The following is a 23,621-nucleotide window of genomic DNA, read 5'->3' on the forward strand; positions in this document are numbered from 1 at the left end:
TACATCACTCCTTAACTAAGTGAATCTCACGATCAAACAACTGCCGCATCCCTTCATTAAAATTATGCGCAATAAAGACAATCGTAGCTTTTTCTTTGACCAACTTTTGCAATATATTCATCGTAGCCTTTTGATCAATAGCGCTGGTTCCTTCGTCAATCAAAATAATATCAGCATCGTGAATTTTGGCTCTGGCGAGCACGATCTTTTGTCTTTGACCGCCAGAGATATTCAAATTATCCAAATTAAGTTTTTCGTTAACGCCGTTTTTGAACTTAGCAATATCGGTTGCAAAATTAACTTCATCAATGACCTGTGTAACTTTTTGATCCAAACGATTGTTAAACATCGTAATGTTGTCTTTGATGGTCCCAGGGAAAAGATTAGGATCTTGCGGAATATAACCGATTTTTGTCATATCTGGGTTGACCACGTTGCCTTTTTTATCTTTAAATTCGACCTTACCCTTGCTTGGCTTAATTGAACCTAAGATCAGCTTGAACAAAGTGGATTTACCAGCTCCAGAGTCGCCTGTTAGCAGGATCTTTTCACCTTGATTGATTTCTAAATCAGGGAAACGCAAGCTTTCGCCATTGGGAAAATCGAGGGCTAAATCATGTGTCGCAATCGTTGCGGGTGCAGCTGTAGTATGCTTTTTCTCTACATTAATTTCAAAAGTGTCTGCACTAATATTATTCATCAAATTATGTGAAGATTTCATATAACTGATTGCCTGCAACATTTGCCGTAAACCAATCGAAATATTAGCTGCAAAATTTTGCACAGACATAATTGCACCGAAGGTAATCAATCCCTTAGTGATCAAAGAAGCTGTCATTGCCATCAAAATTATTTGCATGACAATATTGCATACACCGTTAAGAATGATCATCTCTTGTTGTGCTGCAGTTTGCTTAACGTGAGCCTGCTCGACTTTATCAGCTGCTTGCTCTTGCACCTTAAATAATTTGATCCCGGCAAAATATCTTCTAATTTCTGCAAGTCCAGAAAACCACTGCGACAAGGTATTCAAGTACATCTTATTTTGTTTAGATAAATTATCGGTTGCCCGTTCCATCTTTTTCTGGACTAATTTCGGTACATAGTAAGCAAAAATATCTAAAATAACACTAGCAACAAATAATGACCAATGCACAGTAATTAAAGCAACTAAGGCTGCAACAAACATCGTGCCATAAAAAGGAACAATTATATACCACTCAAAATAATTATCTTTTACCAAGTTAAGATCATTAGTAATTCTGTTTTGTACATCTGCAATTGCATGATACTTTCCATCTTTGAAGTAATGATCAAAAAGTTTTTGACGCAGCTTTTGATTATATTCTTCCTCTTGAACCCTAACTTCGTATTGAATGTAATAAATCAATCCTTGTGCAAATATGTAAAAGATACCTAATACTAAAACGGTCCAAAGTACACCAGACCAATTATGATCTTTAACATAAGTCAACCAATACATCTGAACATAACCACCGCCAATAGCGCCTACTCCAGCTAAGATGGAAAGAACATTAATGTAAATAAAACGAAAATAGTTAGTCTTAATAAATCCTTTAAAGCTCATCTGTTTCACCTGCCTGTCCATTGCTTAATACAATCTTGCGGTCAAAGGCATTTATTAATTCATTTGAAAAGTTATGAGCAATCATGACAATAGTCTGATCAGTTTTAAGCAAGTTCTTCAAAACTTTCTTAGTTGCTTCACTATCTATTGCGCTAGTTCCTTCATCAATAAAAAGCCACTTCGTTTGATGAACCAGAGCACGAGCCAAAATAATCTTTTGTTTTTGCCCTCCAGATAGATTATCTTGATCAAGGTCAACTGCTGTCTTGATTCCTGCAGGGAATTTTTCAATGTCTTTATTTAGATCAACCCACTGAACAGCTTTTTCTGCTAACTTATTCAACTTTGGATCAAACATTGTGATATTGTCTTGAATACTGCCAGGAAATAAAATTCCATCCTGAGCTACGTAGCCAATTTCATCAGAATTAATATTTAAATCTCCCTGTTCATCTACAAAAGAAATTTTGCCTTGAGTTGGCTTCAGTTTGCCCAAAATCAGCTTAAACAAAGTTGACTTTCCAGTTCCGCTGTCACCCAGCAATAAAACTTTCTCTCCCTTTTTCACTTCTAAGTCAGGATAAGTAATTTTCTCACCATTAGGAAAATGCAAACCCAAATTTTCAATTTTTAATTCAGCAATATTTTGATCACCGTGTTGATTTTTTGTAATTTTTACAGGCTTCTCCATCGCTGATATTTTTTGATTAAGTTCTTTAGTTGATTTGATTAAATTCCACTCTGAAACTAAATATGTAATCCCGTTCATCACAGTTGAGCTAAATGCAATCGTCGTCATCACAGCACCAAAAACAATTTGTCCTTGGAAATAGAGATAACCACACAAGAGCATCAAAATTACCTGACCAAAAGTATTAAAACCAGCACTAACTACATCCGCAATAGCTACAGTTTGTCCTTGTTTAATAGCAGCCTTTTTATATGCTGTTGTCGATTGATTTAAAGAGCTATTGAAAATATCAAAGCTAGCATATCTTCTAAGTTCATCTAGTCCATTAATCCACTTAGCAATACTATTTAATAGAGATTTGTTTTTCTCAGTAACTTGAATAGTGGCCTTCGATGTCATATTTTCAAAAAGCTTAGGCAACACTAATGAGATAATTGTCAGAATTAACGTTAAAATAGCTAAACTCCAATTAAAGTAGAATAAAATGATAATGGATAAAATCACATCCAAAGCATACATGTAGACATTTTTTAGTGGTGTCGCATAATTTTTAGTTAACTGATCAAGATTAGCATTCAAATCATTTTGAACTTTAGCTGTTTCCGTAATATTATTTTTAAAAATGAATCGACTAATTTTTATTCTAATTTTGTGCAAATAGTTTTGCGTTTGTTGACTAAATAAATAATCTGAACCAGAGATTAAAAGTAAGCGCATCAAATCTAATACTCGTGAAAGAATTAAAAAGAATAAAAAGCCGCTAAAATTCAAATTTTTCAAATTATTGTAGGCTGGCGTCATTAAATATTGTGTACTAGCGTCTATTGCCATGCCGATTGTTACCATGGCGAAGACTAAGATAAAGCGTCCCCTATGTATCTCGTAAAATCCCTTAATATTCATTCATACTCACATCCATCATATTATTGAAACTATCATATTTTTATTTATTTTTAATTTTACCCCCCTGTTTTTAATTTTCAACTCAATTTTGCCAAGTGGTCAAAAAATTACCCCAAGATGCAAAAAAAGCATGCCAACTTGACATGCTTCTCATCAAAAATATGATATTTTTTTTACTTTTCAAACCAATCCCAATCGTTGCCCATAACGTGAACTTTGCTATCACTGTTATCAGCACTGCTGATTTTTTCAGCTCTTGTAGGACGTTCAACTGTATATTCATCGCGCGTATTCTTCTTCACGATGCCTTCAAATTGAATTACGTCGCCCTCTTCTAGATTTAAGTCTTTGAATGCCTTAGTCATATGAAGGGCAATTTGTTTAACTACTACATTATCTTCATTATCGACAGTTAACTCAGTAAAGATCCCTTTACGATCGTCAGGACGTAGAAACTTCGCAGTAAAGATATGACGATCTCCATCTGCATATTTTGCTAAACTCTCATTGTATATCTCAATCATCTGAAAATTCTTCCTTCCGTGTCCACTATAACATTTTTTGCCTGTATCGACGCATTTTCACAAGAAAAAGAGCGGCAAACGCACACAGTTGTCGCTCTTTAGCAAGATGATGAAATGAAGAAATTTTTTAATTGCTTATTTCACTTCTAAAGGAGGAAGGATGCTCATCCAGCCACCTGTTATAGTAGTTCTAAAATGCTAATTTGTTAAATGACTTTAATTTTTTATTCAGCAACTGCCTCAATTTTAATTAATGAGGCAATTTGGGCAACATCAGCTTCATTTTCTGCCACGATCATTGCATCATTTGATAATGGATAATCGATTGCCTGCCCATGTTCTAAAGCAAACAGTTGCAAAAAAGTTCTCGTACTACGGCCATTACCTTCTCTAAATGGATGAAAGAAATTAATCTTATCGATCAAACTCGCATAATTTTCCGCAGATAATAGTCCTTTTTTCAGTAAATTAGAAATAACTTCGTTAATATCTTCTTCAGCATAGTCAAAGCGTTCACGTGGAAAGAAGACGGTATTTCCTTTGCGAAAATCATTCTTGCGATAATGTCCTGCCCATTCGTATAAAGGTGAAAATATTATCTGATGGACTTTCTTTAAGTCTTCAATTTGACTTACTTTTACTTTTTACTTTAATAGCAATAATTCTCGCTCAGCTGCAATCTGAAATTCCACGTCGGCTAATTTTGCTGCATCCCTAATCCCCAACTTATTCTTCATCGTCCCATTAGGATAAAGGGTCGCCGTAATCCAATCTTCTGCCATTAAAATGCCTCATTAATTTCATCTATAATACTTTGCTCTGGCTTATTTGCCTGCTCAACTAATCGCTTAACATCTTTAGCTTCCGGCTTCCAACCCTCTAAGTGATTATTTTTCACTACAAAACAAATCTGCTGAAACATTTTCAGATTAGGAATTGTTATTCCTTGGATTGTTTGTTTTTCTACATCAATTTCTAATTTATAATCTTGCATTCTAATTACCAATATTTCTCAAGTGGGCGTTCATCTCTGCCCTCACGACTTTGACGCAAGTGCTCTGTAATTATCATCGTTAATACTTCCGCCAATTTGTCTATTTGTTCTACGGTTACATACTCATACCGGCCATGATAGTTGCCACCACCATTAAATAAGTTCGGAGTCGGAATACCTTTTGGCGTAATAAAGTTACCGTCGGTACCGCCTCTAAAAGATTGAACATGCGGTGTCAGACCACATTTGCGATATGCGTCTAAAGCTAAGTTAACGATATATGGCTTATCCTTTAATCCATTATAAATATTTTCATATTGACGGCGAATCTTAACGGTAAAGCGATCGCTGCCATATTTTTCATTCAGCTTATGAACAATTTCCTTTATCAAATTTTCTTTTGCGATAAATTTATCCCATTCAAAATCACGAATGATCATACTAATATCCGCATGGTCTACCGTCCCTGTAGTATCAGTCACCAAGAAAAAGCCCTCATGATTGCGGGACTTTTCTGGGACTTCATTTTGCGGCAATGCTGACAAAAATTCGTTCATTAATGTAGTGGCATTGACCATTAAACCATAAGCTTCACCGGGATGCACAACTGTCCCTTTAATATGAATAGTAGCTTCTGAAGCGTTAAAAGTATCATAAGAAAAATCGCCAGGGCGACCATTATCTAAAGTATAAGCAAATTGGACACCGGGAAAATCATGCGGATCAAAATACTTACCTCCGCAGCCAATTTCTTCATCAGGACCAAAAGCAACATATACATCCCCATGTTTAACTTCGGGATGCTCAACTAAATAGCGCAACATGGACAATGCTCCAACAATACCTGCTTTATCATCAACGCCAAGCAAAGTATGACCATCTGAAGTAATTAATGTTTGTCCTTTTAAATTTAATAAATCAGGAAATTCGGCAGGATCAAGAACGATTGCTTCATCTTTATCTAAATAAACCTTTCCTCCATCATAATTAGGATGAACTTGGGGCTTAATATTCTCCGCATTAAAATCCGCAGTATCAACATGCGCAAAAAAGCCAATTGGCGTGACCTCATCAGTTGTATTTTTAGCTAATTTACCAATAGTAAAGGCAGTTTTGTCATTGTAATATGCGTCGAGTCCCATATCTTTTAGTTCCCGCACTAATTCTTTTGCTAACGCAACTTGACCAGGTGAAGATGGGATGTGATCATGATGCTCAAAGAAAGATCGCGTATTTTCTTTAGCATAGTGAATAAACTTATCTTGCTCGTAACTTAAATCGTAAAAACTCATATCTTGAGCCACCTTTTCATTTAAATTTCATATTGTATTCAGTATAATAGATTGCTTTTATTAATTAAAGTATTTTTCAAAAATCTCAGTCATAAGCAGATTCAAAAAAGAATATAATAAATTGGTAAGAATTATTTGAATGAGAATAGGAAAAATTTATGGATGAATTATTTGCAAAAGCACCTATAAAAAAAGTCTATTTTAAATTAGCTTTCCCTGTGGTGCTGGGGATGATTACCACGATGATTTATAACTTAGCTGACACAATGTTTGTAGCTAAGACTGGTAATACTGACTTGGTGGCCGGAGTTACGATTGGTGCTCCATTATTTACTTTTTTAATTGCTGTTTCTGATATTTTTGGACTTGGCGGCAGTAGTTTGATTTCACGTCTATTTGGTGAAAAGCGTTATGATTTAAGCAAAAGAATCAGCAGTTTTTGTCTATTTGGATCTGTAATTGTTGGTATTATTTTGACCATTTTGCTTTTAGTCTTTGCCAAACCAATTTTAATCCTTCTAGGAGCAAAAACATCTACTTACTCATATGCTTTCGATTTTTATTGGATTATCGCACTGGGTTCTGTCTTTATTATCTTCTCTTTAGTGCCACAAAATTTAATTCGAACTGAAGGCTTAGCTTTTGAAGCCATGCTTAGTACTATGATAGGAACCATTTGGGCTATTATTCTCGATCCGATTTTTCTTTTTGGACTAAAGTGGGGCGCAACTGGTGTTGGATTAGCTAATATCATTGGCTATCTGGTAACTGATTTATTGTTAATCTTTTTCACTATCAAGAATGCTCATTATATCAGTCTAAATCCTAAAATCATGAAAATTTCTGGGCAAAATATCAAAGATGTCATTGCCATCGGTATCCCTGGTTCAATCACCAACTTTGCTCAAAGTTTCGGCATGGCTCTTCTCAATTCGTCACTTGCCGCATATGGTGCAAACAAAGTCGCTGCCATGGGAATCACACAAAAAATCTATAGCATCGTCATTTTAGTTATCGTCGGTTTTGCCTTTGGAGCACAACCGTTGATTGGCTACAACTATGGCGCTAAAAACTGGCAGCGTTTGATACTATCGTCTTGGTTTCTTATGCAATTGTTGTAGGTGGTGCACTGATTATTTTAGCCAAACCAGTAACTGCACTATTTATGAATCAACCATCTATCGTTTCGGCTGGCAGCTACATGTTAATTGCTACAATTATTACTACCCCATTTGTAGGAATTATCTTAGTTTACACTACAGTTTTCCAATCAATCGGTAACGCCTGGGGCGCCTTCGTCATGGCAATTACTCGTCAAGGGATTATTTATTTCATCGTGTTAGAAATCTTAAAGAGTACTTTAGGTTATCACGGTATCGTTTGGTCACAAGCATTAAGTGATATTCTAACCTGGATTATCGGTTACTTCATGTTTAAAAAGGGTCTGGATCTGAAAGATAAGTTAAAGAAATAGAAAAAGCCCTGCAGAATATCAAATTCCGCAGGGCTTTCTTTATCCTAATTATTCATAAATAATAACTGGTTCATTCTTAGAAATGTTATTCCAAACTTTTCTGATCTCACTTGGTTTAACATTGACACAACCATGAGAACCACCTCTTAAGTAAGCTTTCTTACTCCAATCAGTTCTCCAACTAGCATCATGGAAACCACAACCACTTAAAGTAAATGGCATCCAATACTTAACTGGTGAAGCATAACTTGAGCCGTCATCGTTAGTGCCACGCAAAGTACTTGGAGATTCTTTATAGTGAATGTACCAGACACCTCGTGGAGTTTGGTCACCCTTGCTGCCTTCCATCGTACCAGTAACTACGTCATCCAAATGTGCAACCAATTTACCTTTTCTAACAAGCCAAACTTCTTGTTTCTTTAATGAAACAACTGCATAGGTATTACCAATCTCATGATTGCTCTTACCGTAACCGTGAGCGTAAGTACTATAACCTACACCATAAATAGCATCAGTGCCATCAAAGGTAGTTTTACCATCTGCAAAAGCTTGCAAGATTAAACGACGAGCTTTCTTAACATAAACACCCCAGCCCCAGGTCTTATTTTCAACGGTAATCGTCTTACCCTTTACTTTATTACCCACAGGTACTGTAAACTCATAGCTCTTATGTAAAGTAGAAACTTCTTTATCAATTTGGGTTAATTTTTCAGTTAATTTAGATGTATCGCCAAACCGATATTTATTATCTTGATAGCTGACATCATTCAAAAGATCTTTTGCTTTTAACTGATAATTCTTACCATTGATTTTGTAAGTTAATTCTGCTTTCTTTAACGCATTTAGCTTTTTCTTAGCAACAGCTAAATTTTTAGTAGTAAAATTATATGCCTGATCTGAAGGCGTCTTAGTTTGTTGCTTCTTAAAAAATGCCTTAGTTTCTGCTTCATCAATTGCAGGTACAGTCGTATTATAGCTATAAACTAACTTTTCATTTCTTAATTGCACATGGTTTTTAGCTTTTTTATTTACCTTAGCAGTAGCTTTAGCAACGGTTAACTTCCCCACCTTCACACCATCGATCTTAACATTAGGGTTAAAGTGCGTGCGTGCGTATTTTTCCGCTGCAGCTTGACTAGCAACTCGATGATTATGAATACCAAAGCCTCCAACAACACCGATCACAATTAAAACACCAATTATTAATATGATTAGATTATTTCGTTTATTTTTTCTTTTTAGATCCTCATTCATGCTATTCTACCTTTATTTTTTATAAGTAAGTCAATAATTTAAATATAGCACCCAAGAACATATGCGTAAAATCTTATGTTTTTATTTGGCTTTTTTCATAATAACTCTCGTTGCATCCTTTAATGCAAAATATAATATGGGCGTACAAATTGCGGTTGAAATTGAATTAATTACGGTTGCAGGCAAACTTACAAATGCTCCTACATAGGCTACTTGCAAACTTGTTCCTACCATTAATGCTTCAACAATTGAAACACAGTAAGTAGTAAAAATTTTAGTTACACCAGCAACAATACCTAAAATAATAATATTTTTCTTACTATCCTGATAATTCATTCCTTTAAAAATCAAGCTCAAAACCGTTGCCACCACGACAACTTCAAGCATAGTGAGCCATGATGTTGCTGCATAACCATTTAACAAGTCAAAACCACCTAAGCCAATAATTCCAGCAATCATTCCATTGCGGTAACCCAAATAAAGAATAGCTACTGCGGTTAAAGTATTGCCAAAATGAATAAATGGTCGACCTACCATAGCAGGTACCGGAATTCGCAACACCCAAATACCAATATAAATAATTGCCGCAAATAATCCTGTAAAAATCAATGCTTGTAAAGAGTTCTTATATGTTCTCATTATTTTCTATCCCCCATCTTTTTCAATAACCCACTTAGTCCTGCCGCATAATTCGGTCCTAAACGTGGATCTTGCTTAGGAATATTTAAAATTGCCCGTTCAACGAAGTCGGCTGCAATAGAACAGCTTTCTTTTAAACTATAGTGATGCATAAATGCTGCTAAAAAGACGCTAGCAAAAATATCACCGGTCCCAAAGAAACTACCTGGTAATCTTCCCTGTGTTAATGACCACTCTTTTTCTTCAGTAACGCCTACTTCTCCAATCTGGTCATCTGTTAAATCAATTCCAGTGATAATTACATTAGGTATATTAAATTTAACCATTAATTCCTGCGCTAAACTTGTAGCTGTTTGAATGGAATTTTCTTCGGGCTTTTTTCCTAATAAAAATGCTGCTTCAGTCATATTTGGCGTTAGAATCGTAGCCTTTTTAATCAATTGCCGCATCTCTTCAACATACTGTTGATCTAAGCCACGATACATTTTGCCATGATCAGCCATTGCAGGATCGATTAAAACTATTTTTTGATTAACCAGTTCCTTATTTTGCAGCCAAAAATCTAATGCATTTTTACCTAAATAACCTAAATAAAGTGCTTCAAAATCTATATCTAATTCTTGCCAATGCTTGGTAATCTGTGCCATTTCATGACTTAGATCTAAATACGTATTATTACCAAAACCACCAGTATGTGTTGATAAAATTGCAGTTGGCAATACAGTAGGCTTTAATCCACATGCACCCAAGATTGGTAAGACCACGCTTAATGAAACTTGCCCCATACATGATAAATCTTGGCTAATTAATACTCCTCCATCAATCATTTTTTCACTCCAATCAAAAAATCCTGCTATTAGCTTAACATAGTTAATAGCAGGAAACATTAAAATTTAGCGTGCGTTAAATGTATTTGGTTTGATGTGATTTAAAATTTGGTAACCAATTGCTTTGTTTCTGTTTTCATCATTTTGAGTTTGATTCAAAAACATGATCAAGCCATTTTGATTATCAGAAGTCATTTGAATCCAATTACCAAAGTGAGTGTTGTATAAGTTACCATAGGCTGACTTCAAGGTGCCATTATTCTCGATATACATACCACCTGAATAACCATTTGGAGATTTAGCCTTCAAATTAGTCATGTAATCAAATTCAGTCTTATTCAAAATCTTTCCATTTGTAAGTCCAACTTGAATCCGGTAGTAATCCATTGGTGTAGAGAATAAATTACCAGCACCAACTAATTGAGAAGCCTGTTGCTTTTTAACATATTGTGCCCATTGATAGTTCTTCCTATTCCAGGTATAAGAAATACCATCAGTCATGCCAGCTGGAACATCTTCCAAGAAGTAAGTTCTCTTTAAATTAAGCGGATTAATAATTCGCTCTTTAACATTATCTTTATATGATTTGCCTGTCACTTGACGAATAATTCCCGCTAGCAAAATATAGTTGGTATTATTATAAGAAAAATTGCCAGGCTTATTTTGACTAGTAGAATTCAACTTATTAACCACCCAATTGATAGCACTATCTTCAGAAGCCACTTTACCACGGTTAACTTCCGTGTCACTAGCCTTAAGTCCTGAGGTATGAGTCATCAAATTACCAACGGTGATATCTGACGAACCCTTTAAATTAGGATACCAAGTTGAAATCTTAGTATCTTGATTAAACTTTCCAGCATAGATTAATTGCGTAATCATTGCAGCTGTAATTACCTTTTGCAATGAACAAACAGGATAAACGACTTTTCTATTCCCAGCACCAAGGTGCTTGCCATAGTAGCCATAACCATAACTAATTTGTTGTGGATGTCCATCTTTAATAATTACTGTAGTACCACGTGCATAATAATTAGCAAGTGTGCTTCTAACAAAACTACGCATTTCAGTTTGATTATAGCTAGCAGCCTTTACTTGATTAGAGCTTACTACACCAGCTATTGGTAAAGAGGCAGCCACTGTAAGTGACGCGGCTGTTTTCATTAATGCCTTTTTGAAATTGATTTTTTTCGTTTTAATTCCCTCCAGAATTGATCAGATCTTATAAAAATATATTAGCATTTATTTTTTTCAGTGAGGTTACAGATTAGATAAAAATTATTCATATTTAATATGGATAATTATCTAAATGATCTTTCTCAGTAATTTTGCGAATAACTTTTGCTGGAACTCCTACTGCTAAAGAGTTATCTGGAATATCATGCGTGACTACAGCGCCCGCACCAATTACACAATTATTGCCAATCTTTACGCCCGCACAAACCGTCACATTGCTAGCTAACCAGCAATTATTACCAACACTAATTGGAGCACCATATTCAATATCGGCTACTTTACCATCAGCCTGCATTCTAATATTTCTTTGCTCTGGAAGCAGTGGATGCAAAGGTGTTGCAAAAGTAACATTCGGGCCACACATCACATTATCGCCAATCGTAATTGGACAAGTATCTAGAATCGTTAAATTAAAGTTAGCATAAAAATGATTGCCTAACTTAGTAAAACGACCATAATCAACCTCGATTGGGCCCTGCAAATAGACGCTTTCCCCATGATCAGGAAAAAGTCGATCAATAATTGCTTTTCTCTCTAACTTATCTTCATCAGTTGTTAAATTATAATCTCGTGATAAACGGTGTGCCAAACTAGAAAAGCGTCCTGATTCTTCAGTATCGGGACGATATGGTTTACCAGCGAGCATATTTTTAGTATTTTCTTCCATAATTATTTTTTCGCATTCTTTTTGATTTTTTGATCATTAATAATAATTATATGATAAACTCGTTACTGTTGTTAAAAAATAATATTTTAAAGAGGAAAAAATGCAAAAGAAAAATATTACAGCTATTTGTATTGGATTGCCTGTATTTTTAATTTTGGCAATTTCAATCATGATTCATGCCAGCTGGATTAATGGATTCGACAATTTCTTTGAACAAATTGTTCACACCATTCCTAATCTGCAAGGCATTATGAAAAAGATTACCTTTTTAGCAGATACTAAAGTTGATTTAGTTTGGATGCTCTTAATTGCTATTATTTTATGGATTAAAAAGCAGCGTCCTCTTTCGCTTAGTATCATCATCACTTTAATTACAGCAGATGCTTTTGGATGGGTAGTAAAACATATCATTCAACGTGCTCGTCCTATGCAGCACTTGGCTGTAGATGATGGTTTTAGTTTCCCTAGTGGTCACACATTAGGAATGGCAATCATTGTTTTTTGGTTAATGATGATTTTAATCCCAGCTTTAGTGAAAAATAGAACTACTAAGATCTGGTTGAATGTTTTATTAATCGTTTGGTTGATTTTAGTCATGATTTCAAGAGTATATCTTTACGCTCACTTCCCATCAGACGTTTGTGGCTCTGTTGCTCTTGGAGCAATGTGGGTTGGCATCATTGATGCTATCTGGGATAGAGTTACTCCTCGAACTTCTAAAAATAACTTTTAATTTTAAAACCGCTGAAAACAGCGGTTTTTTTGTACAAAAAAAGTCACTAAGGAAAATGTCCTTAGTGGCTTTTCTACACCTTCAAATTTTTTCCTATCAGCAAATGCCATAATAGACATCTTGCCTAGCCTTTTCATCCTCGGAGCGCTCATCACACGCTCCGCTATTATAATAGCAGATTAAGTGAGGAATATAAAGTGGTTTTTTTTGATTTCATTCAATCAAAAATCACTTTACCCATTCATCAATTTTGCTATCATTTTCAGCAACATCAACAACATTTAAATCATTGACCCATTCCTTAAAGTGGTTAACGTATGCCTTACGATTAGCTCCTGCAGAAGTATAGAAAGAAGTGACTTCTCCATTATAGCCTTGCATTTGATCTAATAAAGTCTTGATAGGGGTTGCTGGATAGCCCGACCATACAGGACTACCAATTAGGATCAAATCATATTTATTAAAATCAACATTATCTAATTTGATATCTGGAAAACTATTAGCTTGAATTTGATCTAAAGCGATATCATTGGTCTTATATTGATCATCATCAAAAGTGCCATCAGCAACTTCAACTGCCTTAAGATCACTATCTTCAATTTGATCATGAATTTTTTCTGCTAATTTTTTAGTATTGCCTGACCATGAGTAATATAAAATTAATGTCTTTTTAGCCATAATTATTCCTTCCTTTGATTATCTTCATAATAATCATTTTTTAGATATAAATAACCTTATAATCATAATTTACCAATTATAGCCATCAATGTAAAAAGAATAATCTGTTTAATTTGCAAATTTTTCAATTACTTTAAGCATGATTTGACCGTACTTTTTCAATTTAGCTTGTCCCACGCCACTTACTTCTAAGAAATCATTTTCATTTTGCGGCTTAATTTTAGTCATATCATGCAAACTACGATCAGAAAAAATCATAAAGGCAGGAACTCTTTGCTTCTTAGCCAGTTCTTTGCGCTTTTCCCTTAAAGCTTTGAATAAATTAGTATCTGCATCTTGGGCAAAACTTTGCTTTCTCTTTTGAATTTTACTAATTCTTCTTTTTACTGTTGCTTTTCCATCTAGGACATCCCATCCCCGATTGGTTACGTGAACTAAAGGATATTTAATCCCTTCAATTTTCAAGTAACCAGAAGCAATTAAATAGTCAATCAAGCTTACGGCTTCCTTCTGGCTGATTTTTAAACTATTAAAATGTTCATATTGGTCTGCATGTATTTCCTGCATTCGCTGACTAGTCGAACCCACTAGACATTGCGCTACAATATTTTTACCAAAGCGGCCATCAAGTTCGTAGACCAGCGCGATAACCTTCTGTGCATCAGTAGTTATATTTTTTAAATCACCTTGATTAAGACAATTTGAACATTTACCACAAGGCGGACAGTCCTGACCAAAATAGCGCACTATAAATTGCTGCAAGCATTCACCAGTGTTTACATAATCAGTAATCGCCTGCAATTTTTGATATTGCAATTCCTTATATTTTTGATCTGCATCCGATTCTTCAATAAAGTAGCGATACTGGTGAAGATCTCCTGGATGGTAAATCATCACCGCTTCACTTTCTTCACCATCACGACCGGCACGACCAGCTTCTTGATAATAGCTTTCAATATTACGAGCACTCGATGCATGAACTACAAAGCGGACATTGCTTTTATCAATTCCCATGCCAAAAGCGTTCGTTGCTACAATCACTTGAAATTCATCGAATTGGAATGCTTCTTGGATTTGTGATCTTTCTTTTGCATCCATTCCTCCATGATAAGCACCTACTGAAATACCTTTTTTAGCAAGATAGTCAGTTAAAGATTCAACTTTCTTACGGGTATTCGTATAAATAATTCCGGCATCATCTGGATGGGCCTTAATATATTGTGCAATATAAAGCTGGGTATTTTGCGGAGAGTTAACCACCTTAAAGCTTATATTTGGGCGTGCAAATGAAGTAACAATGAAGTTCTCTTGTGGAATATTTAATTGCTGCCCAATATCATCTTGAACTGCCGGTGTAGCAGTTGCCGTTAATGCTAAGATGGTAGGTTTGCTCTTAAGAGAATTAATTCCTTCAAAAATTTGCCTATACGCTGGACGAAAATCATGTCCCCACTGCGAAATACAGTGTGCTTCGTCCACTGCAACCAAATCGACATCTAAAAAATTAAGCTGATATCTAAAATAGTCCATTGCTAAACGCTCAGGCGTGATATAGATCAACTTGATTTTACCTTCATATGCTTGTCGTAAAATAGGATTTACTTCTTCTTGCGGAGTGGTTGAGTTTAACGCTGCTGCGTTAATACCATTTTGCTTTAGCGAATCAATTTGATCTTTCATTAACGAGATCAAAGGTGAAATGACTAACGTCACGCCTTCATTCATTAAAGCCGGAACCTGATAACAGAGAGATTTACCTGCACCTGTTGGCATAACAGCTAAAACGTTTTTTCTATTTAAAATTAAATCAATTACTTTCTTTTGACCTGGACGAAAACTAGAATAGCCAAAAGTTTGCTTTAAAATTTTTTCTGGATTCATAAATTTTCCTAACTTAATATGAAACATTTTCTCTATTTTAGCAAAGTTTCTAATGGATTATAATTAAAGTATTACAAGTAAGAAAGAAGGAAAAATATTGATACATCTTTTCATCGACGTATCACATTCTCACTGGCTTTAACCATTGGTTTTCTGATTTTGATAATTATCGGAAGCATTTTATTATCACTACCTTTTGCGGATAAAGCAGGACAAGCAACTAATTATTCCGATGCACTTTTTACTGCCACATCAGCAGTTTGTGTGACAGGATTAAGTACAGTGACAACGGCAACACACTGGTCATTTTTTGGACAATTAATTATTATGATTCTAGTCGAAATAGGTGGCTTGGGATTCATGACCTTCGCAGTTATGCTTAGCAACTTTGCCCATCAACGAATGAGTCTAGGAGCAAGAATGCTAACTGGAAAAGCGCTAAACCTTAATCACCCCTCTCAGCTGCGAATAGTACAATTGATTATTAGACTTTCTTTGATTATTCAATTGATGGGAGCAATACTACTCTTTATTGTTTTAAAACCACGTTTAGGAATAGGAAAAGGTATTTGGTATAGTATCTTTCACTCAGTAACAGCTTATTGTAATGCAGGATTTGATTTATTTGGTCCATCTCTTGAACAATTTGCTAATAATCCTTACTTTTTAACCATTATTATGCTCTTAATTAGTGCTGGTTCATTTGGTTTCTTAGTATGGCGAGATTTATTAACGTACCATATTCATCACAAACTCTCCCTGCATACTCGTTTTGCCCTAACAGTTGGCATAATTATTCTAATACGCGTGGTGCTAGTTAAATCGTTCTAGACAATAAGCCAAATTATAAGCTAAAATTGCAATTTCTAACCGGCTTTGAAAGCCTATCAGACTACGTGCTCGATTGTTCTCGGCATTGTAATAGGTCAGAAGCGAAAAGTCGCTTTCTATTGTTCTGCGAATAGCCATCAATTGATGATCATTGTGCTTTTTAGCTCCTGTCATATTTTTACGATATGGTGTCCAAAGTTCATAACCCATTTGTTTTAGCTGTTGATGCAGTTCTTTGCCTAAATAGCCTTCGTCGCCAAGAAGATAGTAATTAGATGGATGGGTATTTTCCATCAGTTCAACTGTCTCCCTGGCATCATGAACTGATGCTTTTGTTACGACATAATCAAGAATGTAACCGTCATCGCTAACAATAGCATGAACTTTGAAACCATAGAAGTAAATTTTCTTGGTGGCCTTATAACCAATGTTGGCATAACCGCGAAAAATTTTAGCACGATAGTTGCGAATTGGTTGGCAAACAGGTACCGGAAAGCTGTCAATGATCAAGAACTGTCCATTCAGGTCAACCTTTTTATTCATTTCTTGCCGTATCTGATAAATCAATTGCAATAGCTGACGTGAACGCCGATTAAAACGTGAGTGTGATAAACAATTGAAACATTCACAGAATCTTCTTTGTGATTCAATTCCTGTCTTAGCTTGCCAGATAAGTAAAGCCAAAATCAGACTGTCCGTAGTTTTAATTTGATCAATATTTCGCCGATGAGTAAACTCAGCTGGTGCATACAAACGATACCAGTGCCGACAAATTATCACTAAATCTTTAAAACTAACTTGTAAATGGTGGCTAAAACGCTTAAGCTTAAGGCAGTTCAATCAGATCAGACTCTTTTCTTTTTGATACTACAACTTGAGTCTAGTCCGATTGGACTTTTTTATTAACTAAAACGATTTAACTAGCACCACGCGTATTCTAATATTATCAATAGTCGGTTTCTTAATTAGTGAACAAAATCTTAAACAATTCGATGGCAGTTTAAATGGTGTTCAACGTTTCTTTAATACGTTATTTTTAGCAGTAACACCAAGAACCGCTGGATTTGCTTCAATTCCTTATACTAAAATTAGCGCAGCTGGCATTGTAATTACCATTATCTTAATGTTCATTGGTGGGACCCCTGGTTCTACTACTGGTGGTATCAAAACTTCAACAATAGGAATTTTATTTTTGCAGAGTATAGGTACTTTTACTGGAAAAGAAGCAGCATTTTCACATCGTCGCTTTACTCACAATAATATTAATCGTGCTTTAACCTTATTTTGTTCAGCAATTCTATTAATTATTTTTGCCACATTATTGTTAACGATGACGCAGCCACTTTCAAGTCATAATGGTATTGTCGAAGCTGTGTTTGAAGCAGTTTCTGCATTTGGTACAGTTGGTTTGACCCTCGGTCTTACACCACATCTTAATTTATTTGGGGAAATTATAATTATTGCATTAATGTTTATTGGACGGGTTGGCATTTATACATTTATGTATTCTATTTTTAAATCTCATCCTGCTAAACAAAGTTGTCGCTATCCAGAGGAGGAAATTATCATTTGCTAATTCACATCAACAACAAAGTTTTGCAGTTCTTGGCTTAGGAAAATTTGGCATGGCATTACCAATGGCACTATTACAAGCTGACCAAGACGTCTTCTTAGTAATAGACTCAAATGAAGAAGTTGTTAATGATGTCGCTCATTTAGTTACTCATGCCGTAATTGCTGACGCTACTGACGAAGATGAACTGCGTGACCTCGATATTGGCTCTTTTGATCATGTTTTCGTCACTATGGGTGAAAATGTGGAAGGCAGTATTATCACTACTATGTTAGCTAAAAAAATTGGTGCGCCTGATGTCACTACGCGAGCTAATAATTAATCACAATCATCGGTTGGTTCTAGAAAAGATCGGTGCTGATCATGTGATTGAACCTGAGCAAGATATGGCCAGACAATTAATTTTCCGTCAGCTTCATCCAAATGTAGTCAACTATTTCAAACTTTCTAAAAATGTTTCTTTAGTTGAAGTTAGCGTTGAAAATCCCCGCTCCTTTAACAAGTCATTAGGTGATTTGGATTTCCGCAAAAATTACGACGTAAACATTATCGGTATCACTCATAATGGAAAATTAAATCAGGTGCCACTTGCTACTGATATTATTAATCCACAAGATCAGATCACTTTAATCGGTTCAAATGAAGCCGTTCAAAAGATCGGTGAGATTTTGCAAGAAGATAAATAATTATAGACCATCATAAAAAAAGCATTGAGATTAACTCAATGCTTTTTTCATTTGCTTAAGCTTCATTTACTTGTAAAATGTTTCTTCAACGGCATGTGTAATCGCAATCTTATCATGTGCATAAGATAAACCACCTTGAATATAAAGCATGTATGGATCACGAAGTGGACCGTCTGAAGAAAGTTCAATAGTTGAACCTTCTACAAATGAACCTGATGCCATAACTACTTCATCTTCATAACCATCTTGATGATAAGGAATTGGATCAACAAATGAGTTCATTGGTGAGTAATGTTGAATTGCGGCACAGAATTTAACCATTGGATCTGGTTTACCGAAAGTTACGGTTTGCACGATATCACTACGTGGATCACTCCATTTAGGTGATACTTGCATCCCCATCTCTTCCAACAACGCAGCTGTAAAGACCATTCCCTTTTGTGCTTCACCGGTTGTATGTGGTGCCATGAAAAATCCTTGATAAATATCACGTAAATAGCCCCAAGTTGCGCCTTCACCCTTACCAGCACCAGGAACGGTTAAACGTGAGCCCGCACCATCGATTAAGTCTTGACGGCCAACCAAGAATGCGCCACCTTTTACTAAACCGGCACCTGCATTTTTATATAAAGAACCAGCCATCATATCAGCACCATAGAAAGTTGGCTCTTCACATTCAGAGAATTCACCATAGCAGTTGTCAATAAAGATATTAACATCAGGACGAACTTCCTTGATGAACTTAAGCATCTTCTTGATTTTGTCCATCGTAAAAGTCTTGCGGGTGGCATAACCTAAGGATCTTTGAATGGCTACTACTTTAATTGACTTGTCTTGTAAATCTTTTTTGGCATTTTCATAGTCAACTTCGCCGTTCTTTAATTCGGTAGTTTTAAAGTTGATGCCCCATTCCTTCATGTTGCCTGGCTTGTTGCCAGCAAGGCCAATTACTTCTTGAATAGTGTCATATGGGGTACCTGTTAAATAGTAAAGGGTATCGCCTGGACGAAGCATGCTAAAGAGTCCAACAGTAATTGCATGCGTACCTGAACCAAATTGTGGTCTAACTAAGGCATCATCAGTCTTGAAATAGTCTGCATAAATATCTTCAATCTTGTCACGACCAATATCGTCATAACCATAGCCAGTTGAAGGTACGAGATCTTCTTCACCAACATGATGCTTTCTAAATAAATCGAGTACGCGTTGCTGATTGTAGAGAACTTGTTCATCAATCTCATCAATGCGAGGTTGAATCATTTTTTCTACTTTAGTGACTTTGTCACTTAATTCTTGTGGTAAATTTTCTTTCCATGAAAAACTCATTTTTTACTCCTTAATTTCATCTATCCTTGATAACTTCGACTTGTACTTTTATGCTGCCATCTTTTTGTGGCTCTAAGTAAACACCTTGAATTTCCGGCACAAATCCTGGGAATTTTTCAATTGCATGAGCCAAAACTTCAAAATATTTTTGATCGATTTCTCCCCACTTTTCACCCGGTGCAACGATAAAGACGCCTGGTGGATATGGCAATGCTCCTTCGGCTGCCGTTCTTCCTACTACGTCTTCAAGATCAACTAATTCTGTTTGATCTTTCTTAAAAAGTTGATCAGCTTCAGCTGGGGTCATTTGGTAGTTCTGCATATTCGGTTTAGCAAACAATTTTTGCTGCAGAACAAAAGTCTTATTTTCTTTGTAGTACTCATGCATTTCTTGGCAAAGCTGCTTCAATGTATAACCATGATACCGTTCAGGATATTCTTGATATAAAACTGGCAAAACATCCTTTACTAATGCATCTTCATCATAATATTGTTCAAACTTTAAGAAGGCATTAAGCAAAGTATCTAGCTCTTCTTGCGAATCACCAGGGGTAAGCAAAAACAAAAGTGAATTCAAATCATTCTTAGCTCTGATAATATGATTTTCCATTAAAAATTCTGCAACTACCGCACCAGGAATCCCTGTTTTTTCATACTTAGCATTTTTAACATCAATTCCAGGAGTACGCACCGTAATCTTCAATGGATCGATCATAGTTTCACCATTGCCCATTTTTCTAAAGCCGTGCCAATCGTCATTTTTACTCATGTTCCAGTATTTGGCGTCATCCATTAAATCAGCAGTAGGGATTTCCGCAAAATTGTCAGGCACCAATGGCTTGAATAGCTTAGACTGTTTTAACAACTTTTTGCGCCATTCGATTCCCATGCGTAAAGTTTCTGCCCACCATTTTTTATTGCCTTCACCAGCAGTAACATAGGAATTTACTGTGAGGGATGCATAAAGAGGATAAGCATATGAAGAAGTAACAAACTTCAAATAAGCATGGTTAAAATGCTTGTGGTCCACATAACGTTTTTGTCCTTTAATATGCGAATCTTTTTTCAAAATTTGTGAAGCTTGAGCCATACCAGCTTGCTGTTTATGAAGCGATTGTGTTACTAAGATTCCTGGATCATCTGGTCCTAGGCTTAAAAGGAGCGGTGACAAATGTCTCATAATTGGGACAAATTCTTCAAATCCGCCCCACGCGCAGTCAAATAAAATATAATCACAAAGCTTGCCGATACGATCGACAATCCACTTTGCATCATAAAATACGCCATCATATGTTTCAGCTTGCACAATAGCTAATCTAAATGGGCGTTTAGCTTTGGCTTTTTCCGGATCGCCCTTAGCTACTTCAGCTCTAATTTTGTCTTCAGTCAAAAAGTCCGGATCCATCTCTCCAATTAGGCCCAATGCATTACGATCAGTTGGAATATAAACTGGCTTAGCGCCACTCATAACTAATGCACTATTATATAAAGATTTATGGTTATTACGATCGAATAAAACTAAGTCTCCTTCAGATAAAAGTGCACTAGCACAAATTGAGTTAGCACTAGTCGTACCATTTGTACAGAAATAAACTTTGTCTGCGTGATAAGTTTTCGCAGCTAATTTTTCGGCATCAAGTGGTGTTCCAGCGTGAGTCATAGTATCACCCAATTGCGGAACAGTGTCACTGGTATCTGCAAACATAAAATTTTTGCCAAAAAACTTATTAAAAACCACACCAGCAGGATGCATATCATAATACTGACCATTATGATGACCTGGAGTAGTAAAACTGATCGGCTTTGCCTGAGCAAAATTAATTAGATCAGTTAAAAAGCCTGGTACCATTTTCTGTTCATAATTCTTAGCTAAATCAGCAATTTCTTCTTGATCAGTTGTTGAAACTTGTTGATCAACCTCAATTATTGGAATGGAAAAGCCAGATTGATTTCTTAATGCCTGTGCTTGCTTTTGCGCATTAGGATCTTTGTTTTGAATTACAATTGCAGCTATCTCTGCACTATTTTTAACTTGGTCAATTGGAACTGTCTTCCAATTTTTTATTTTGTTTAAATTAACGCCGTTTCCAAACGCTATTTTCAAAAAATCCATGCTTTTCCTTTCCATTTTTATTACAAATTACGAATTCAAGTTGCAAAACTTAAATAATTCTTTATAATCTTTTTACAGTATTATGTAGTTTTTGAATCACTTCATAAATTACGGTACATATTATATAAATATTGGAGGTTTTAAACAAGTGCACTTGCCCTGTTCGCCCCCTGAACATAAAGATATTTAAATGTAATTGAATAAATACTTGGAGGAAAATATTTTTATGTCAGAGGAAATAGAAACCATTAATTTTGAGCCCGGCAAAAAACATTATATGAGCTGGCCGGTCATTGCATTAATTGACTTTGTTACCATCATCAGTTTTGAAAACATCTTTTATCCATTTCAAAACCAAGGATTATCTGTAGTTGTATCTTGGATTTTCCTTTTATTTGCTTATGTTATCCCTTATGCATTAATGTCTACTCAAATGGGATTAACTTTCAATGACCAAGCCGGTGGTCTGGCATCTTGGGTACGTCATTCATCCAATGACACTCTAGGCTATTGGACCTCTTGGATGTACTGGGTGCAAACCGTTCCATACTTAGTTGACGTTTCTAACTCAGTCATCGTGTCCTTTTCCTGGATTATCCTAGGAAATAATACTTTAGACAAGCATATGTCCACCTTCTGGTTCGGAATTCTTACCTTTGTAATCATCTTGGCTTTCATTTTAATTGAAAATGCCATTAAGAATTCACTTGAATTGCTTTCACTAATCGGTGGTGGTGCAATGTTCATCATGTCCATGCTCTTTGTTTTACTTGCAGTTTGGGCAGTAATGCATGGCCATCATATTGCTACTAAGCCATTTAATTGGGGTGCTTTTAAGCCATCATTCAGTTTGCGTTACTTCTCTACTACTGGATTGTTAATTTTTGCTATGTCTGGTGCCGAACTTGCTGCACCTTATATTGTACAAATGCGTAATCCCAAGCACGAATTCCCTAAAGCAATGTGGATGCTTGCTTTAATGACTGGTTTCCTAACTATCTTTGGTACCTTAGCATTAGCAATGTTCTTTAATGCTCATCATATTCCACACGACTTTAAGATGAACGGCCCTTACTATGCTTTCCAATTACTTGGTGAAAGTTTAGGTTGGGGTAAAGTATTAATGTATATTTTTGCAGTAGTACAAGCTATCTTCATGATGGCACAATTAGCCGTATTGCTTGATGCATCAAGTCGTGTATTTGCTGGTGATGTGGCTGATAAGTACATGCCTAAATGGTTAACTGGTAAAAAAGATAAAACTGGTCGTCCAGTTCACTCATACACCTTAACTTGTGGATTAGCATTATTCTTGCTTCTGCTCACAGGTACTTTGCCAAACATTAACTCAATTTATAATTGGCTCTTAAATATTAATGGTATTATTTCACCATACAAGACTTGTTGGGTATTCTTTGCATTTGTAATGTTGAGAATGCACCAGGGTAAGTTCCATTCAGACTATGTCTTTATTAAAAATAAGACCGGTGCCTTGATCATGGGCTGGTGGTGCTTGATCTTCACTTTCATCTGTGCAACTTTAGGATTCATTCCTCAAGAAGCTGAGGCAACATTTGGTAGTGCAGCATTTAACCACCAATTAATTATGAATATTATCACTGTAATTGTTCTTTTCGGCTTAGGATTCTTGCTTCCATGGCTCCGTAAACGCGAAGAAAAACGTGAAATGAATATGTAACAAAAGAGGAGA

21 protein-coding genes and 2 pseudogenes are annotated in these 23,621 nt (G+C 35.7%); 6 read left to right on the top strand and 17 right to left on the bottom strand.

The window, feature by feature from the left end; genetic code table 11:
- Positions 1-4: 4 nt before the first annotated feature.
- The 7 genes from AADV52_RS03450 to pepT form a co-directional block, all read right to left on the bottom strand.
- Positions 5-1,588 carry an ATP-binding cassette domain-containing protein gene (locus tag AADV52_RS03450; RefSeq protein WP_014918856.1) on the bottom strand — a complete coding sequence of 528 codons (1,584 nt, stop codon included), beginning with the start codon at positions 1,586-1,588 and terminating at the stop codon, positions 5-7.
- Positions 1,578-3,182 (bottom strand): ABC transporter ATP-binding protein, encoded by a 1,605-nt coding sequence (locus AADV52_RS03455; RefSeq protein ID WP_041808729.1) that lies wholly within the window; start codon positions 3,180-3,182, stop codon positions 1,578-1,580. Before AADV52_RS03455 ends, AADV52_RS03450 begins: the two co-directional genes overlap by 11 nt.
- 173 nt (positions 3,183-3,355) lie before the next feature.
- Complete coding sequence (locus tag AADV52_RS03460) at positions 3,356-3,706, bottom strand: hypothetical protein (protein ID WP_014918858.1); 351 nt, start codon at positions 3,704-3,706, stop codon at positions 3,356-3,358.
- A 224-nt stretch (positions 3,707-3,930) separates the two neighbouring features.
- Positions 3,931-4,332 (bottom strand): Fic family protein, encoded by a 402-nt coding sequence (locus tag AADV52_RS03465; RefSeq protein WP_227028482.1) that lies wholly within the window; start codon positions 4,330-4,332, stop codon positions 3,931-3,933.
- Positions 4,333-4,350: 18 nt separating this feature from the next.
- Complete coding sequence (locus AADV52_RS03470; RefSeq protein ID WP_014918860.1) at positions 4,351-4,488, bottom strand: hypothetical protein; 138 nt, start codon at positions 4,486-4,488, stop codon at positions 4,351-4,353.
- A complete protein-coding gene (locus AADV52_RS03475; RefSeq protein WP_041809027.1) occupies positions 4,488-4,700 on the bottom strand; it encodes a hypothetical protein in 213 nt (70 codons plus the stop codon). Before AADV52_RS03475 ends, AADV52_RS03470 begins: the two co-directional genes overlap by 1 nt.
- A gap of 5 nt (positions 4,701-4,705) precedes the next feature.
- Entirely contained in the window at positions 4,706-5,992 is a 1,287-nt protein-coding gene (gene pepT, locus AADV52_RS03480; RefSeq protein ID WP_014918862.1) for a peptidase T, read from the bottom strand.
- A 158-nt stretch (positions 5,993-6,150) separates the two neighbouring features.
- Here pepT and AADV52_RS03485 point away from each other — a divergent pair.
- Positions 6,151-7,466 (top strand): annotated as a pseudogene (locus AADV52_RS03485) (MATE family efflux transporter).
- Between the two features lie 48 nt (positions 7,467-7,514).
- Here AADV52_RS03485 and AADV52_RS03490 read toward each other — a convergent pair.
- The 5 genes from AADV52_RS03490 to AADV52_RS03510 form a co-directional block, all read right to left on the bottom strand.
- A complete protein-coding gene (locus AADV52_RS03490; RefSeq protein WP_014918863.1) occupies positions 7,515-8,720 on the bottom strand; it encodes a L,D-transpeptidase family protein in 1,206 nt (401 codons plus the stop codon).
- Positions 8,721-8,801: 81 nt separating this feature from the next.
- On the bottom strand, positions 8,802-9,359 hold the full coding sequence (locus tag AADV52_RS03495; protein WP_014918864.1) for an ECF transporter S component: 558 nt from the start codon (positions 9,357-9,359) through the stop codon (positions 8,802-8,804).
- Positions 9,359-10,186 carry a pyridoxamine kinase gene (locus tag AADV52_RS03500; protein WP_041808731.1) on the bottom strand — a complete coding sequence of 276 codons (828 nt, stop codon included), beginning with the start codon at positions 10,184-10,186 and terminating at the stop codon, positions 9,359-9,361. The genes AADV52_RS03495 and AADV52_RS03500 overlap by 1 nt, the downstream gene beginning before the upstream one ends.
- A 66-nt stretch (positions 10,187-10,252) precedes the next feature.
- On the bottom strand, positions 10,253-11,350 hold the full coding sequence (locus AADV52_RS03505) for a serine hydrolase domain-containing protein (protein WP_014918866.1): 1,098 nt from the start codon (positions 11,348-11,350) through the stop codon (positions 10,253-10,255).
- A gap of 124 nt (positions 11,351-11,474) precedes the next feature.
- Positions 11,475-12,089, bottom strand: coding sequence for a sugar O-acetyltransferase (locus AADV52_RS03510; RefSeq protein ID WP_014918867.1), 615 nt, complete (start codon positions 12,087-12,089; stop codon positions 11,475-11,477).
- Between the two features lie 100 nt (positions 12,090-12,189).
- Between AADV52_RS03510 and AADV52_RS03515 the strand changes: the two genes are divergently transcribed.
- Positions 12,190-12,822 (top strand): phosphatase PAP2 family protein, encoded by a 633-nt coding sequence (locus AADV52_RS03515; RefSeq protein WP_014918868.1) that lies wholly within the window; start codon positions 12,190-12,192, stop codon positions 12,820-12,822.
- A 228-nt stretch (positions 12,823-13,050) separates the two neighbouring features.
- Here AADV52_RS03515 and AADV52_RS03520 read toward each other — a convergent pair whose 3' ends face one another.
- Together AADV52_RS03520 and recQ are read right to left on the bottom strand one after the other, a co-directional pair.
- Entirely contained in the window at positions 13,051-13,500 is a 450-nt protein-coding gene (locus AADV52_RS03520) for a flavodoxin family protein (RefSeq protein ID WP_014918870.1), read from the bottom strand.
- Between the two features lie 108 nt (positions 13,501-13,608).
- On the bottom strand, positions 13,609-15,381 hold the full coding sequence (gene recQ, locus AADV52_RS03525; protein ID WP_014918871.1) for a DNA helicase RecQ: 1,773 nt from the start codon (positions 15,379-15,381) through the stop codon (positions 13,609-13,611).
- Positions 15,382-15,540: 159 nt separating this feature from the next.
- Between recQ and AADV52_RS03530 the strand changes: the two genes are divergently transcribed.
- Complete coding sequence (locus tag AADV52_RS03530; RefSeq protein ID WP_227028423.1) at positions 15,541-16,212, top strand: potassium transporter TrkG; 672 nt, start codon at positions 15,541-15,543, stop codon at positions 16,210-16,212.
- Here the strand turns inward: AADV52_RS03530 and AADV52_RS03535 are convergent.
- Positions 16,195-17,052, bottom strand: coding sequence for an IS982 family transposase (locus AADV52_RS03535; protein ID WP_035164034.1), 858 nt, complete (start codon positions 17,050-17,052; stop codon positions 16,195-16,197). The genes AADV52_RS03530 and AADV52_RS03535 overlap by 18 nt on opposite strands.
- A 124-nt stretch (positions 17,053-17,176) precedes the next feature.
- On the opposite strand from AADV52_RS03535, the gene AADV52_RS03540 reads away from it, so the two are divergent.
- On the top strand, positions 17,177-17,788 hold the full coding sequence (locus AADV52_RS03540; RefSeq protein ID WP_227028483.1) for a potassium transporter TrkG: 612 nt from the start codon (positions 17,177-17,179) through the stop codon (positions 17,786-17,788).
- Positions 17,789-17,837: 49 nt separating this feature from the next.
- Positions 17,838-18,471: pseudogene (locus AADV52_RS03545) on the top strand (potassium channel family protein).
- A gap of 66 nt (positions 18,472-18,537) precedes the next feature.
- Here the strand turns inward: AADV52_RS03545 and AADV52_RS03550 are convergent.
- Positions 18,538-19,797 carry an aminotransferase class I/II-fold pyridoxal phosphate-dependent enzyme gene (locus AADV52_RS03550; protein ID WP_014918875.1) on the bottom strand — a complete coding sequence of 420 codons (1,260 nt, stop codon included), beginning with the start codon at positions 19,795-19,797 and terminating at the stop codon, positions 18,538-18,540.
- A 16-nt stretch (positions 19,798-19,813) separates the two neighbouring features.
- Entirely contained in the window at positions 19,814-21,910 is a 2,097-nt protein-coding gene (locus tag AADV52_RS03555; protein ID WP_014918876.1) for a putative ornithine decarboxylase, read from the bottom strand.
- 226 nt (positions 21,911-22,136) lie between these two features.
- Here AADV52_RS03555 and AADV52_RS03560 point away from each other — a divergent pair, with 226 nt between their 5' ends.
- Positions 22,137-23,609 carry an APC family permease gene (locus tag AADV52_RS03560; RefSeq protein ID WP_014918877.1) on the top strand — a complete coding sequence of 491 codons (1,473 nt, stop codon included), beginning with the start codon at positions 22,137-22,139 and terminating at the stop codon, positions 23,607-23,609.
- Positions 23,610-23,621: the final 12 nt, after the last annotated feature.

This window comes from Lactobacillus helveticus, assembly GCF_046109915.1.
Taxonomy (GTDB): Bacteria; Bacillota; Bacilli; order Lactobacillales; family Lactobacillaceae; genus Lactobacillus; species Lactobacillus helveticus.

Excerpts from the sequence above, each read along its gene's own strand:
- AADV52_RS03450 (WP_014918856.1), bottom strand. The coding sequence starts at position 1,588 with ATGAGCTTTAAAGGATTTATTAAGACTAACTATTTTCGTTTTATTTAC.
- AADV52_RS03455 (WP_041808729.1), bottom strand. The coding sequence starts at position 3,182 with ATGAATATTAAGGGATTTTACGAGATACATAGGGGACGCTTTATCTTA.
- AADV52_RS03460 (WP_014918858.1), bottom strand. The coding sequence starts at position 3,706 with ATGATTGAGATATACAATGAGAGTTTAGCAAAATATGCAGATGGAGAT.
- AADV52_RS03470 (WP_014918860.1), bottom strand. The coding sequence starts at position 4,488 with ATGGCAGAAGATTGGATTACGGCGACCCTTTATCCTAATGGGACGATG.
- AADV52_RS03475 (WP_041809027.1), bottom strand. The coding sequence starts at position 4,700 with ATGCAAGATTATAAATTAGAAATTGATGTAGAAAAACAAACAATCCAA.
- pepT (WP_014918862.1), bottom strand. The coding sequence starts at position 5,992 with ATGAGTTTTTACGATTTAAGTTACGAGCAAGATAAGTTTATTCACTAT.
- AADV52_RS03490 (WP_014918863.1), bottom strand. The coding sequence starts at position 8,720 with ATGAATGAGGATCTAAAAAGAAAAAATAAACGAAATAATCTAATCATA.
- AADV52_RS03495 (WP_014918864.1), bottom strand. The coding sequence starts at position 9,359 with ATGAGAACATATAAGAACTCTTTACAAGCATTGATTTTTACAGGATTA.
- AADV52_RS03500 (WP_041808731.1), bottom strand. The coding sequence starts at position 10,186 with ATGATTGATGGAGGAGTATTAATTAGCCAAGATTTATCATGTATGGGG.
- AADV52_RS03505 (WP_014918866.1), bottom strand. The coding sequence starts at position 11,350 with ATGAAAACAGCCGCGTCACTTACAGTGGCTGCCTCTTTACCAATAGCT.
- AADV52_RS03510 (WP_014918867.1), bottom strand. The coding sequence starts at position 12,089 with ATGGAAGAAAATACTAAAAATATGCTCGCTGGTAAACCATATCGTCCC.
- AADV52_RS03515 (WP_014918868.1), top strand. The coding sequence starts at position 12,190 with ATGCAAAAGAAAAATATTACAGCTATTTGTATTGGATTGCCTGTATTT.
- AADV52_RS03520 (WP_014918870.1), bottom strand. The coding sequence starts at position 13,500 with ATGGCTAAAAAGACATTAATTTTATATTACTCATGGTCAGGCAATACT.
- recQ (WP_014918871.1), bottom strand. The coding sequence starts at position 15,381 with ATGAATCCAGAAAAAATTTTAAAGCAAACTTTTGGCTATTCTAGTTTT.
- AADV52_RS03550 (WP_014918875.1), bottom strand. The coding sequence starts at position 19,797 with ATGAGTTTTTCATGGAAAGAAAATTTACCACAAGAATTAAGTGACAAA.
- AADV52_RS03555 (WP_014918876.1), bottom strand. The coding sequence starts at position 21,910 with ATGGATTTTTTGAAAATAGCGTTTGGAAACGGCGTTAATTTAAACAAA.
- AADV52_RS03560 (WP_014918877.1), top strand. The coding sequence starts at position 22,137 with ATGTCAGAGGAAATAGAAACCATTAATTTTGAGCCCGGCAAAAAACAT.